Genomic DNA, 12916 nt, shown 5'->3' on the forward strand with positions numbered 1-12916 from the left:
TTAATGTTAGAGACAAATATGAATCATCAAGACCTAATTCAAGCGTGTCAAAGTGAGTGGAATGAATATACTGAGCACTATTTTGTGAAGGCATTAGCGGTCGGCGAGTTAGCTCATTCGTCTTTCTTACATTATTTAAAACAAGATTTTTTGTTTTTAAAGCAATATGCCCGAGCGTATGCCTTGGCTATTTACAAAGCGAGAACCTTAGCTGAAATGCGGATGGCATTACCGAGCGTGCAAGCGTTATTGGACTCAGAAATAGCCCACCACTTAACGTATTGTGCTGAATGGGCCATTTCAGAGCCTGAGATGGAAGCGGAACCCGAAGCCTTTGGTACGGTGGCGTATACGCGCTTTGTATTGGATACGGGAATGTCCGGTGATGTGATTGATTTATATGCCGCGCTAGCGCCATGTTCAAAGGGATATGCTGTTATTGGCGCGCAATTATTAGCAAGTGAATCAACGATATTTGAGGGTAATCCCTACGCTAATTGGATCAAGATGTACGGTGGAGAAGAGTTCCAATCTGGTGTTCAAAAAAGCATGACACAATTGGATGAGCTGCTGGCTGATATTGATATAAATAGCCAACGAGGCCAGCGTTTATGTCATATTTTTAAAACCGCCACTCGAATGGAAGTCGCATTTTGGCAACAAGGTCTCGACGGCGCCTAAATGGGCACACCAAATACAAAATAGGAAAGCATCATGACAGTTATGAATACGCAAAAAATTATTGCAGCATTAGCGACACTGCGTGAGACAAAACCATTGGTGGTGAATATCACAAACTACGTTGTGATGAACAATACTGCGAATGCCTTATTAGCGTTAGGTGCATCACCCATCATGGCGCATAGCCAACAAGAAATGGCAGAGATGATGAGTTTCTCCGGTGCCTTAGTGATTAACATTGGTACGTTAGACAGTGTTTGGACGCCACGAATGCATTTTGCCGTCGAGCAAGCCAATGCCAATAATAAAGTGGTGGTACTTGATCCTGTTGGCAGTGGTGCGAGTCAACTTCGTACGCAAACGGCTCGCCACATTGCTGATGCCGCGAATAAGCTGATCATTCGTGGTAATGCGTCTGAAATTATCGCATTAGCGGGTGAAAACGCGCAAAGCAAAGGGGTTGATGCATTAGACAGCAGTGATTCCGCATTAGGTGCTGCGCGGTATGTGGCGCAAGAGTATCGGTGTAACGTCGTTATTTCTGGTGAAACCGACTATGTGGTTACCCTTGATACGCAGTATCAATTGAATAATGGTCACGCGATGATGCCTTTTGTGACTGGAATGGGCTGTACGCATACGGCATTAACAGGGGCTTTCGCTGCGATTGGTGATGATACTGGCGTAGCAGCAACGGCGATTCTAGGGGTGGCGGGTGAAATAGCGGCAGAGAAATCAGCAGGTCCAGGTAGTTTACAAATGAACCTGCTGGATGCACTTTATCTATTAGATGAAGAAACACTGACTCGTCGTTTAAAATTAACCGTGAATGCATAGGCAATACAGTATGAATAACCCTTATAAACTGTATTTAGTGACCGATGATCAGCAAGACATTGATACGTTATGCCAAGTTGTCTCTGAGGCGGTAAAAGGTGGCGTTACTATGGTGCAAATACGTGAAAAGCACGGCAATGTACGCGCGTTTATTGAAAGAGCGGCTGCGGTCAAACAGGTATTGCAAGGCAGTGGTGTGCCATTGATTATTAATGATCGAGTCGATGTAGCATTGGCGGTTCAGGCCGATGGGGTGCACTTGGGGCAATCGGATATGCCTGCCATTGTTGCTCGTGAGCTGATTGGCGCTGATATGATATTGGGCTTGTCTGTTGAAAATGAAGCACAGTTACATGAAGCACAAAATTTACCTGTTGATTACCTTGGGATCAGTGCTGTTTTTTCGACGCCAACGAAGACAAATATCATTAAAGAGTGGGGCATTGAAGGCTTAGCAAATGCGGTAAAAGAGAGTCGATTGCCTCTGGTTGCCATTGGAGGAATAAATGACGCTAACATTAGACAGATAGCGACTACCCAGGTTGATGGGATTGCGCTGGTATCAGCCATTTGTCATGCTGTCTCTCCTAAACAAGCAAGCCAAGTATTGTTAGGCTTGATGGCAGCAGAAAATGATGAGTTTATTGTTCGCGATTATGACTCACCATGATTAATGAGCAGTCTAGAATAACGCTCTCATAATGATGGGATCAATAAACCCATAATGTACAGCAGATTGATAAGGTCACTGGCGTGGTATTTCAAGCTGTGACTGCGTGAATCCTAGGCTAATCTTTTTAGACACAAGCCTGTTATAAAAAGAGCTGGTTATAAATATACATAAATATAAAAGCCCCACAGCTTCTATTATCTAGAGATTGTGAGGCTTTTGGGTGTTTAGAATCTTTACACTATAATTACGCTGTTAGGGTGATTTTACCTACCGCTTTACCTGATCCTAGGTGATCATGTGCTTGTGCTACTTCCCAGATAGAAAAATTGCTGTTATCAATGATTGGCGTGATCTTACCTGCATCAACCAGTGCTGCAATTTCAGTTAAGATACGGCCGTGTGATCCATGGTTAATGCCGTGACATAGTGGGATCAACATTAATACACTGTGGAATGATAAGCTTTTAAGGGCCACTTGCAGTACGTTTTCAATGGGTAAAATTGTTGTTACGTGACCATAGAATTTTGCTGCTTCAAATGACTTTTGGATGTTTTCACCAGCTACCGTATCAAAGATCTTATCAAAACCTTTGCCGCCAGTGTGTGCTTGCACATAGTCAGCCACTGTTTCTGCTGTGAAATCAACTAGGTTATCTGCACCGACTGTTTTCGCTAATTCAGCAGTCGCTGGTGAATGAGTTGATGTCACTGTGGCGCCCAGTACTTTTGCAAGTTGTACTGCGATGTGACCAACGCCACCCGTTGCACCATGAATAAGTACGTTATCGCCAGCTTGTACATTCATTTTGTGTACAAGTGCTTCGTATGATGTGATCGCAACGAGGGGTAATGCCGCCGCTTGTTTCATGGTTAGTGTTTTTGGCTTTTGCGCCATTAAACGTGCATCTACTAACATAAACTCTGCTAGTGCACCGTCAACACCGTTAATCCCGCCTGCCATACCATAAACTTCGTCACCAATCTTGAAGTTTGCTACATCTTCACTTACTTCAACAACGATACCAGCAACATCACCGTGTAATACTTCGGGTAAGTTTGCAGACCAAGGCAGTTCAATTGAACGTAGCATAGTATCAAGTGGGTTTACGCTGGTTGCTTTTACTTCAACAACCATGTGGCCTGATTTTAATGTTGGTTTTGCTTTTTCTACTAATTGAAAAACGTCGCTTGAACCGATTTCTTTAATGATCATTGCTTTCATGGTTGCTGCCTTTTAATAGAATAGTATGGGACTTGCTTAACAAGATGGGGCTATTCTATGTTTTGTTCAATGAACCAACCATAACCCGTGAGGCAAACCACTTTTGCTTTCTAGACAAAAATAGGGTTTAGCAAGCAAAGAAGCATAGCGATGTACATGGCAATGGTCATCGAAAGACGCTGGGTCTATCACTCGTTGCATATGACTGCTGACAAAGGATCAGCTTGTTATTAGGTTCACAGGGTGAGTGGCGGAGCACAGTTTTAGTGCAAAGACCAACGCTACCGTGAGGGTATGAATGATGCTCGCTGTTGCTAATATTGTCCACAATCCACCGACTTACCAGCAGTAGATAAAAATAAAGTCATCGGCACCGTCGCCGGAATAAACCCCAGCAGATATATAATGGGTTGGTAAATTTATCATTCTGCAACGGATGTTTTTGTTTGCTTTGTAATACCGACGCTGAGTAAATACGCTGTAAAAGTGGTTTTTCATTCTTTTTATGTGACCAGTACACATACTTGTATGTATTAAAATCCTTTATTTTCAGGTGACTGCATTCAACTTATTATACCCGTGCACTGCATATTGATCTGTATCATATTCGCGGTTAAAAAATCAGCACTCATACTACTAAAGGGCTATTCTTGGGGGGGGGTTATAGGTTCAATAATGGGGCGTTATGACGATTTGTAAAACAGTGTTGGTGTTGTCCTCGGTTTTTTGGCTTGGGGCTTGTGGCAGTGATGGTGATAGCACTGTCACTGCACCGGAATTGCCTCTGGGTAAATTCTCTTTAGCCATTTCTGATTCACCTATGGCTGGGGTTTCCCATGTGGGTATGGTCATGGGGGAACTGGTAATGACAGACGCCTCTGGCGTTATCCATAGGCATGACTTACAGAATATGGCATTTAATCTACTTGATTTTCAGGGGATTGATAGCCATCTTATGGTCGATAGCATCGACTTGCCCTCAGGACAATACCATGATGCTTATGTCACCATTCATCAGGGTGATGGTAATCAGGGCTGCTATGTTGAAGATGGTCAGGGGCGCCACGGTTTGCATGTTGAAAATGGACAGCTGCCCATTTCAGATGTTGAGATTGTTACTGGGCAGCATCTTGCCATCACCATGGAAATTGATTTGTATCGTGGCCTGTCTCAGGAGCAGGGACAATACAATTTAAGCCATGAAGCCATGTGGTCCATCGATAATAGCCATATGGGCCACTTGTTGGGTGAGGTAGACCCCCAATGGATTGCTGATTGTGAGACGGCTTACGCCGATCTGACCCCAGCGGGAGGCCAATTTAACCATTTGGCCTACTTGTACCCAGAACAGGTAACCAATATAAACCAAATGGCGGATATGGGAACCAATCCGCCTGCGAGTTTCACCGCCCCTACAGCGGTAAGTCCTATGATGCAGGACATCGACGGTAACTGGCACTTTTCCATGGGCTACTTGCCAGCCGGAAACTATCGGGTTGGCTACAGCTGTTTAGGCCATTTAGATGACCCAATCGCCGATGATATCAGCAGTGGTTCGTTTGTAATGTTTAAAGATTCTGGTTCAATTACCATAGAGACTGGAACACAGGGCGGCCAGCAGACGGTACATGAGTGCGGTAATGGTAATGGTGGCCATCACGGTGGCATGCACGGCGGTATGGGCGGCTAGCGATGATGAGTCAGGCTCTGATTCACTTTTGGAGCCTGGAACACAAAGTCCCTTGGTGTTCACAGACAATTAGTTTTCTCTGTAACAGGCTATTGCACGTTAGCATGTTAGAAGCCCTGCATTTTCTTAATGGGTAACATGGATGGCTTGTTAGTGGCTATCGTTGCTCCTTATTGATGACTTCTAGCCAACGGATCAGTTAATCACATTGAATGTGAAATACTTTTTTTAGAAATACCAAAGAGGTTATCCTTCTTCTAACCTTATAGATAAGCCATGAAAAGTGAATACTATCATTAGAAGGATGGAACATGAGTAAACCTATTGTTGCAGACAACAAACCAATCAAAGTCGAACTGATCAAAGATAAGGAATATTATTTCTGTACCTGTGGTCGGTCCAAAAACCAACCCTTTTGTGATGGGACTCATGCCGGAACGGACTTCAAACCTAAGAGTTTTATAGCTCAAGATAGCGGCGATGCCTATCTTTGCTGCTGTAAACACAGCGCAAACTTGCCCTTTTGTGACGGTTCTCATAAGCAGTTCTCTAATGGGCAAGTGGGACACGAAGGCCCAGGGCTGCAGATCACCATCGCAGGCGAGGAGCCTGTCGCTACGGCAACCAAAGAGGAACCGACGGTCGAGTTTATCCATCAGCTCGCACGTGAAGGGCTGTCTAAGATGGGACACCACGGGCCAATGACATCAATGGGAGTACCAAGGTATCTGCTACCGCACTGGGACGACTTGCAAGTCATGGTGGCACAGATGGCAAAACAACCTTTACAGGAAGATGTATCTGTCAGCACCGAGTTGGTGATTGGCCCACTCGCAAGAAAACCCCTTAAATTGAATATTCCACTGCTTGTATCAGATATGAGCTTTGGCGCTTTGTCTGAAGAGGCTAAGATTGCACTGGCCACCGGAGCCGAGTTAGCTGGAACGGGGATATGTTCAGGTGAAGGAGGGATGCTGCCGGAAGAGCAGGCAGCAAACTCGCGCTATTTCTACGAATTTGCCAGCGCCGGTTTTGGTTATGATGAGTCCAAGTTAAAAGGGGTACAAGCGTTTCATTTTAAAGGAGGGCAAGGCGCTAAAACAGGGACGGGCGGTCATCTACCGGGCAACAAAAATATTGGTAAAATTGCCGAGGTTCGTGGCATCGAAGCGGGAACCGCTGCAGTTTCTCCGCCGACCTTTAAAGATCTTCATAGCGCTAACGATTTTAAGCGATTTGCTGATAGGGTTCGCGAGGTAACGGGAGGCATTCCCATCGGCTTTAAACTCAGCGCCAACCATATTGAAGATGATATTCAATTCGCATTAGATGCTAGCGCTGATTATATCATCCTCGATGGCCGTGGTGGTGGCACTGGCGCGGCGCCAGAGATGTTTAGAGATCATATTAGTGTGCCAACCATTCCCGCGTTAGCACGCGCAAGAGCTTACCTTGATAAGCAAGGTGTTAGTGGAAAAGTCACCTTGATAGTCACAGGCGGGCTTCGTGTACCTATGGATTTTGTTAAGGCAATGGCGTTGGGAGCCGATGGCGTCGCGATATCAAATAGTGCGATGCAGTCGATTGGTTGTGTCGCTGCTAGGATGTGTCATACCAATAACTGCCCGGCAGGCATTGCGACGCAAAAGGCGGATCTAAGACAAAGGCTTAATGTGACTAAAGCATCAAAGCAGTTGCAGAATTTCTTTGAAGCTTCAGTTGAGCTGATGCAAGTGATGTCGAGAGCGTGTGGTCATGATGATTTAAACAAATTCAACCAACACGACCTTGCCACTTGGAATAAAGAGATGGCAGAACTATCGGGTGTTAAATACTCTGGATTGACCAAGTTTTAGCATGGAGCAGTAATGATTTTTAATTTTATCAGTATGTTACATGATATCGGAATCAACCAGCTTAACTAGTGAATAAAGGCTCCTTGCTAAAGATTAGCAAAGAGCTTTTATTCGTTTACTTGAGAGTGGTTAACTGGCTTTATTTATACAGATGAGCAACAAAGACGTATATGAACATTCCCACAGAGCCTAGGCATTACACTTACAATAGCCATGCCTTTGTGGGGGGCTTGACGAATATATTCAATGAGTTTTAAATCTTAGTGACGCTTAAATAGGACTCATTATTTAGTGTTCTAAGCATGTGCAATCTCCCTTTACAAAGCAAATAAAGTTAAAGGATATTGCTACAAATTTTGACTGAACTTTGATGCTACTTACTATTGGGTTGTACTTAAATTCAAACTTCTCAATGCTAAAATTGAATCGATGATGGGAGATAAATGAACGTTTTCGTTATCGACAAATTTATCAAAAAAATCTTTAAAAACAATGCCGCCAGCCATATGTGGATGTCCTCCCCCAAAGCCTATATTTTTGAAGTTCAATTGTTCTCTCATAATTTTAGCAACATCGACATGTTCACATTCAGAGCGTAACGATAATTGTATCCCCTGATTATTAGACTGTGCCACGACAACGACATCAAGCTCGTTGACAGTCAGTAGAAAGTCTCCAAGAATTCCCAACATATTTTTAGGGCAGTCTATAGAGACAGTTGCTAAACCCACCCCTTTATTCTGTTCAACAGACTGGCAAACATGCTCAAACAATTTTAGCTCTGTATAAGTAATTTCATTTCGGCAAATTTTATTAACTAATGCTAGATCTGCACATTGATTAAACACAATAAAAGCTTTTAGGTCCGCAGAACAAACACCACGGGTTAAATGTGCGGTATCAATCTTAAGACCAACGAGCAGCGCAGTAGCGACTTTTCTAGGGATATTGATATTTAAATCCTGAAAATATTCAAATATTATTGATGCAGTTGCCCCATAGTTTTCCCTAACATCACAAAACCATAAGTTTTTTGGCGGCGTCACAACATGATGATCAATAACGGCAATTTCTTCCCCTGGCATATCGGTAACATTTCTTTCCCCAATACAACCATCGATAGTTATGATTTTATCCATAGGAGTCAACTGAGCTTTGCTGCAATGCGTTACTGGTATATCTAGCCACTCAATCATATTGGATAAAGAGATCCGATCAATTTCGCCATTATATACAATGAGTGAATCTATCCCCAGTTCCTTAAGTAGGTATGACATTGCATAGGCCGATGCAATCGCATCATGGTCTGGGAAATCATGAGCTTGAATAACGACGCGCTGTAAAGAAGATAACTTTTGTATAAAATTAATTAATGTAGTTTTTTTCATTATATTATTTACTTTATTAATTTTTAATCAGTGAGGTCATGGATAAGTGAGGGCAGAGCAAACTTTTCAAATTTCAAAAAATTCAGACCCGCTATCCTATTTTTAGTTTGAAATGCTTTAGTGAGATTTAAATGGAAGGCTTTAGCGCTTCGAGTCGGTACTTAATGATAAGAACCTTGTTTAGTGACCCTTTGGCTAATGCTTCGTCCTTGACTCTTGCTGTTCATTGACAGCTAGCATTCCTTTGTTTTACCGACAATAACCTACTTTTATCAAGGTTTCCATGGCTCTTGCTTAAAGAGTTCATTCTACTTTCGCCTTTCCTCCTGAAACATTAAAGTCGAATATTCCAAAGTATCGATATCCCCGCAAAAGCTTGCCAACTAGCATGGGTGGCTTATTCGTTTTATTTGATTCTATCTTTCCTCGGTTAACTGTGAAATTGAGTAACTAATTCATTGGGATTGTCATATGTGTAGATACACTTTGGGACGGGATATACTTACCCAACATCAATGACATTTAAACTTCACGGCAATTGAATAATGTACATGCCAAACAGTGAAAAGCTAGAATTGTACGTGCTAAAAAGGCTACTACTTTGCTAGTTTTACGTTTTTTTTACGCGAAGAGATGAATAGCATTTGCTAGAGTAATACCTAAGGCAACCACTTTAGTATTCTCTATATGACAATGTATTGGTTTCAGAATCGCTATTTGTTTTCATTTTTTATATTCGCAGCCGCGATTGTTGTATCGCAGGGTGTAGATCTATGGCTAGGCTCTACCATTGCAGTTTTATTGATACTTCAACTTTCAATAGTGATTATTGCTTTTCAGTGCAATTCTAGAATGGCTTATATCGTCGCTATTCTAGAAGCATTAAGTTTTAATTTTTTCTTTACAACCCCTCGTCATTCACTTCAGATGTTTCATCTTGATGATTCTATCAATCTCGTGGTGTTCCTTGTTGTTGCGTTTACAACGAGCCAATTGGCAGAACGTTACCGTCGTCAGCAAGACGAGCTAAAACAGGCTCAACTTCGCAATCAAATATTACTTTCGGTATCTCATGATTTGAGAACACCTTTAGCGGGTATTATCGGTAATTTAACTACCCTAAAAGAATACCTATTTCTACTCAGTGATAAAGAAAAGTATCAACTACTTGATAGTGCGACGATAGAGAGCCATCGGCTACACCAGTATATAGAAAATCTATTACAAGCGACTAAATTACAGCACGGAGCAATGGTGGTTAGAAAAAGCCAAGAATCTCTCATCAATATCTTGAACAATGTTATCGATCGCTTTGATATTTCATCAGAGCTGATAGTCGTTACTGTAGAGGGCGCTATCGACTCTGTATCTGTAAGCCGATCCTTAATTGAACAAGCTTTCTTTAATGTCCTAGATAACGCACTTCGCTACTCTCCAAAGGGATCTTTTGTAGAAGTGGTAGTTCGTCAGGAAACGGGCTTTGTTGTCGTTGATATACATAATGACGGCCAGTCACCTAATGCTGGAGAATCAGAGCTAATGTTTAAGCTATTTTATTCTGGGGATAAAACTAAGAATGCTGATTCTGGTTCAGGGCTCGGCCTTGCAGTAGCAAAAGGAGTGATCACTGCTCATGAAGGATCCATTGAGTGTATTGAGGTCAAAAAAGGCTGTCTGATACGAATTTGTCTACCTTTAGGCAGCTAAGGATACAATATGAGCTATAAAGTTTTAGTCGTCGATGACGAGCCACAAATTCATACCTTTATCCGTATATCTTTGGCAGCAGAGGGTTTTGAATATATAGGTGCTGATAGCGTTGCTGAGGGAGTAGAGATGTTTAAAAGTTACGCCCCCCATTTAGTTGTACTCGACCTTGGTTTACCTGATGGCGATGGTATAAACCTGCTATCAATCATTCGCCAAACGAGCAAAACACCAGTATTGATTTTGACTGCCCGAGATCAAGAGGATGAAAAAATTCGCTTACTTGAAGCTGGCGCGAATGATTATTTGAGTAAACCTTTTGGAGTTCGTGAACTTATCGTAAGGATTAAAGTGCTAGTGCGAGATCTAATTAGTGATACTAACTTGGATGACATGCAATGTTTTGGTGCGTTGAAGATGAAAAAAAGTACGAATCAAGTTTGGTTATCGGCGTTAGAAATAGAGCTAACGAGGAAAGAATTCGCCTTTATGGGGATGTTAATGAAACACCCAGGGAGATTGGTTAAACAGTCGGACTTACTGCAACAGATCTGGGGCAATACTCATACTGAGGACACGCACTATTTACGAGTCTTGGTAAGCCATTTACGCAAAAAACTCAATGACGGCGCTGATGAACAGCAAGTAATAAAGACAGAAGCGGGAGTGGGGTATCGATTGGTGTTTATGGGGGCGAAGGTGTGATTATTAGCTCTTAAAGTACGCTGATTTTAAAGCACCCTATGATGATAGGTTACTTAGATTGTGGAGCCGTTCTGGCGATATAAATTCCGCATTTGAACAATAAGAAAGGTAAAACCATGGCTCATTTTACTGTAATTGGATTGGGGCGTTTCGGCGTGTCTGCTAGTTTAGAATTAATCCACTTTGGACATACAGTGACCGGTGTAGATAGAGACTCCAAGCTCGTAGATAAATATGTGGAAGATCTGACCCAAGCAATCATTTGTGACTCGACAGATGAAGGTGCGCTTAGAGAGTTAGGTTTGGCCAATAGTGAAGCTGTGTTAGTTGCGATTGGAGAAGACATGCAATCTAGCTTATTGACTACATTAGCCTTAAAAAACTTAGGGGTAAAAGAGATATGGGTTAAGGCTAGCACAAAAGCTCACCACACTATTGTATCTAAACTTGGTGTACAGCGTATTATCCACCCCGAAGAAGAAATGGGGATAAGAGTGGCGCAAGCGCTCAATTATCCGATGGTAAATAACTATATACCTATAGGGCACGGTGTTTATGTTGTTGAAATTAAAGTCAAGCCAAGGTTACACGATTCTCCCATTTTCAAGGTTTTAGGAGAGGCTAATAGCCGTATAAAAACGATACTGGTGAAGCGCGATAAAGAAGTATTCAGTGAGCTTAAAGAGAGTTTTGTGCTTAAAGCTAACGATATAATTTTGCTTTGTGCTACTCAATCAGAACTGAAATACCTAGCTCCAAGGATGATGTAATATGGTTTTATGGCACCCTTCAGTTTCACTGATTGAACGTAAACCTAACGCAGGTAAGAAATTATATGCCGCTCCTCCAGTGATTCTGTGCGGTAGTTTTTTACTGTTGATCGTACTTGGAACATTATTGCTCAAACTTCCTATCGCAACTCATGATTCAATAAGTTGGGTTCAAAGCGTGTTTACGGCGACATCAGCCATTACGGTAACAGGTTTAGTCGTGATTGATACAGGGACACAATTCACACAGTTTGGCCAAACAATCATAGCCATATTGATTCAATGTGGTGGCTTGGGACTAATGACATTTGCCATTGTTACTTTAATCGCATTGGGTGGCAAAGTTGGCTTTATGGAACGAACTGTAGCGCAAGAAGCTTTTAATCAAACGGACTCATCAACATTGGTTGCTACAGCTAAATCGGTATTGATATTTACATTGATAGTAGAATTGATCGGTATGATCATATTGGCGGCTTATTGGCGCTCCGAATTAGGGTGGCAAACTAGCTTGTTTCACGCCTTCTTCTATACGATTAGTGCTTTTAATAATGCAGGATTTGCACTGAGCGCAGATAGTCTAATGTCCTATGTTAGTGATCCAGTTGTTAATCTAACCATTACAGGGCTTTTTATTATCGGTGGTCTGGGCTTTTCGGTGTGGATGGACTTAAAACGTCATCGTCAATGGTCTAAATTAACCGTATATAGCCGCATGATGATTATTGGCACGATTGTCATTAATGCAGTTGCTCTGATTTCCATTTATTTGATTGAGTATGATAACCCTAATACTTTGGGGCCTTTGAGTGAAACAGGGAAATGGCTCGCTTCTTGGTTTCAAGCCGTAACGCCAAGGACTGCTGGGTTTAATACTCTTGCAATTGACCAGCTTAAAGATGCGACATCTTCGATTATCTTAATATTGATGTTTATTGGTGGGGGGTCCTTGAGCACTGCAAGTGGTATAAAAGTGGTGACGTTCATGGTGTTGATACTGTCGACTTACAGCTTTTTAAAACGCGATGAGCAAACTTATATCTTTAAGCGCGAGCTAGCTAAGGAAACGATCAGCAAGGCATTTGCATTAACTATGATATCAATCGTTGTGACATGGTTAGCCATTTTTGCATTGTTGCTGACGGAAGAAGCCCCGATGTTAGATATTGTTTTTGAAGCCGTCTCTGCATTAGGCACGGTTGGGCTGTCTCGAGGGCTTACGGGAGACCTTTCTATGGCAGGGGAATCCATTATCATTTTTATGATGTTTATGGGAAGGCTAGGGCCACTTACTCTGGCATACTTTTTAGCTAGCCCAAGAAAGAAAAAAACCCGCTACGCTGAAACTAAACTTGCTATAGGGTAACTTTCCTTCAGGTTGATGAAA

11 protein-coding genes are annotated in these 12916 nt (G+C 42.2%); 9 read left to right on the forward strand and 2 right to left on the reverse strand.

The window, feature by feature from the left end; translation table 11 throughout:
• Positions 1-18 precede the first annotated feature (18 nt).
• From tenA to thiE, 3 genes are read left to right on the forward strand one after another with little or no spacing between them, the layout of a single operon-like run.
• Positions 19-681 (forward strand): thiaminase II, encoded by a 663-nt coding sequence (gene tenA / locus CXF83_RS11530; protein WP_101091874.1) that lies wholly within the window; start codon positions 19-21, stop codon positions 679-681.
• A 33-nt stretch (positions 682-714) separates the two neighbouring features.
• Entirely contained in the window at positions 715-1518 is an 804-nt protein-coding gene (gene thiM / locus CXF83_RS11535; protein ID WP_101091875.1) for a hydroxyethylthiazole kinase, read from the forward strand.
• A gap of 10 nt (positions 1519-1528) precedes the next feature.
• On the forward strand, positions 1529-2188 hold the full coding sequence (gene thiE, locus CXF83_RS11540) for a thiamine phosphate synthase (RefSeq protein WP_101091876.1): 660 nt from the start codon (positions 1529-1531) through the stop codon (positions 2186-2188).
• A 247-nt stretch (positions 2189-2435) separates the two neighbouring features.
• Here thiE and CXF83_RS11545 read toward each other — a convergent pair whose 3' ends face one another.
• Entirely contained in the window at positions 2436-3413 is a 978-nt protein-coding gene (locus tag CXF83_RS11545; protein WP_101091877.1) for a zinc-dependent alcohol dehydrogenase family protein, read from the reverse strand.
• Positions 3414-4098: 685 nt separating this feature from the next.
• Between CXF83_RS11545 and CXF83_RS11555 the strand changes: the two genes are divergently transcribed.
• Together CXF83_RS11555 and CXF83_RS11560 are read left to right on the forward strand one after the other, a co-directional pair.
• The gene (locus tag CXF83_RS11555; RefSeq protein WP_101091878.1) at positions 4099-5103 is read left to right on the forward strand and encodes a DUF4382 domain-containing protein; all 1005 of its coding nucleotides are present in this window, start codon (positions 4099-4101) and stop codon (positions 5101-5103) included.
• Positions 5104-5414: 311 nt separating this feature from the next.
• The gene (locus tag CXF83_RS11560) at positions 5415-6959 is read left to right on the forward strand and encodes a glutamate synthase-related protein (RefSeq protein ID WP_101091879.1); all 1545 of its coding nucleotides are present in this window, start codon (positions 5415-5417) and stop codon (positions 6957-6959) included.
• 380 nt (positions 6960-7339) lie between these two features.
• Here the strand turns inward: CXF83_RS11560 and CXF83_RS11565 are convergent, their stop codons facing one another.
• Positions 7340-8347 carry a DHH family phosphoesterase gene (locus CXF83_RS11565; RefSeq protein WP_101091880.1) on the reverse strand — a complete coding sequence of 336 codons (1008 nt, stop codon included), beginning with the start codon at positions 8345-8347 and terminating at the stop codon, positions 7340-7342.
• A gap of 687 nt (positions 8348-9034) precedes the next feature.
• Between CXF83_RS11565 and CXF83_RS11570 the strand changes: the two genes are divergently transcribed.
• From CXF83_RS11570 to CXF83_RS11585, 4 genes are all read left to right on the forward strand, one after another.
• The gene (locus CXF83_RS11570; RefSeq protein ID WP_198553536.1) at positions 9035-10054 is read left to right on the forward strand and encodes a DUF4118 domain-containing protein; all 1020 of its coding nucleotides are present in this window, start codon (positions 9035-9037) and stop codon (positions 10052-10054) included.
• 9 nt (positions 10055-10063) lie between these two features.
• Positions 10064-10759, forward strand: coding sequence for a response regulator transcription factor (locus tag CXF83_RS11575; protein ID WP_101091882.1), 696 nt, complete (start codon positions 10064-10066; stop codon positions 10757-10759).
• 116 nt (positions 10760-10875) lie between these two features.
• Complete coding sequence (locus tag CXF83_RS11580) at positions 10876-11529, forward strand: potassium channel family protein (RefSeq protein ID WP_101091883.1); 654 nt, start codon at positions 10876-10878, stop codon at positions 11527-11529.
• A 1-nt stretch (position 11530) separates the two neighbouring features.
• Positions 11531-12895, forward strand: a complete 1365-nt coding sequence (locus tag CXF83_RS11585) for a TrkH family potassium uptake protein (protein ID WP_101091884.1) — start codon at positions 11531-11533, stop codon at positions 12893-12895.
• The last annotated feature ends 21 nt before the right edge of the window (positions 12896-12916 follow it).

The sequence above is a fragment of the Shewanella sp. Choline-02u-19 genome, assembly GCF_002836205.1.
GTDB lineage: Bacteria > Pseudomonadota > Gammaproteobacteria > Enterobacterales > Shewanellaceae > Shewanella.

Bases quoted from the DNA above. Each gene is read 5' to 3' on its own strand.
- CXF83_RS11575 (WP_101091882.1), top strand. From the start codon at position 10,064: ATGAGCTATAAAGTTTTAGTCGTCGATGACGAGCCACAAATTCATACC.
- CXF83_RS11555 (WP_101091878.1), top strand. From the start codon at position 4,099: ATGACGATTTGTAAAACAGTGTTGGTGTTGTCCTCGGTTTTTTGGCTT.
- CXF83_RS11545 (WP_101091877.1), bottom strand. From the start codon at position 3,413: ATGAAAGCAATGATCATTAAAGAAATCGGTTCAAGCGACGTTTTTCAA.
- CXF83_RS11585 (WP_101091884.1), top strand. From the start codon at position 11,531: ATGGTTTTATGGCACCCTTCAGTTTCACTGATTGAACGTAAACCTAAC.
- thiE (WP_101091876.1), top strand. From the start codon at position 1,529: ATGAATAACCCTTATAAACTGTATTTAGTGACCGATGATCAGCAAGAC.
- CXF83_RS11560 (WP_101091879.1), top strand. From the start codon at position 5,415: ATGAGTAAACCTATTGTTGCAGACAACAAACCAATCAAAGTCGAACTG.
- CXF83_RS11565 (WP_101091880.1), bottom strand. From the start codon at position 8,347: ATGAAAAAAACTACATTAATTAATTTTATACAAAAGTTATCTTCTTTA.
- CXF83_RS11580 (WP_101091883.1), top strand. From the start codon at position 10,876: ATGGCTCATTTTACTGTAATTGGATTGGGGCGTTTCGGCGTGTCTGCT.
- CXF83_RS11570 (WP_198553536.1), top strand. From the start codon at position 9,035: ATGACAATGTATTGGTTTCAGAATCGCTATTTGTTTTCATTTTTTATA.
- thiM (WP_101091875.1), top strand. From the start codon at position 715: ATGACAGTTATGAATACGCAAAAAATTATTGCAGCATTAGCGACACTG.
- tenA (WP_101091874.1), top strand. From the start codon at position 19: ATGAATCATCAAGACCTAATTCAAGCGTGTCAAAGTGAGTGGAATGAA.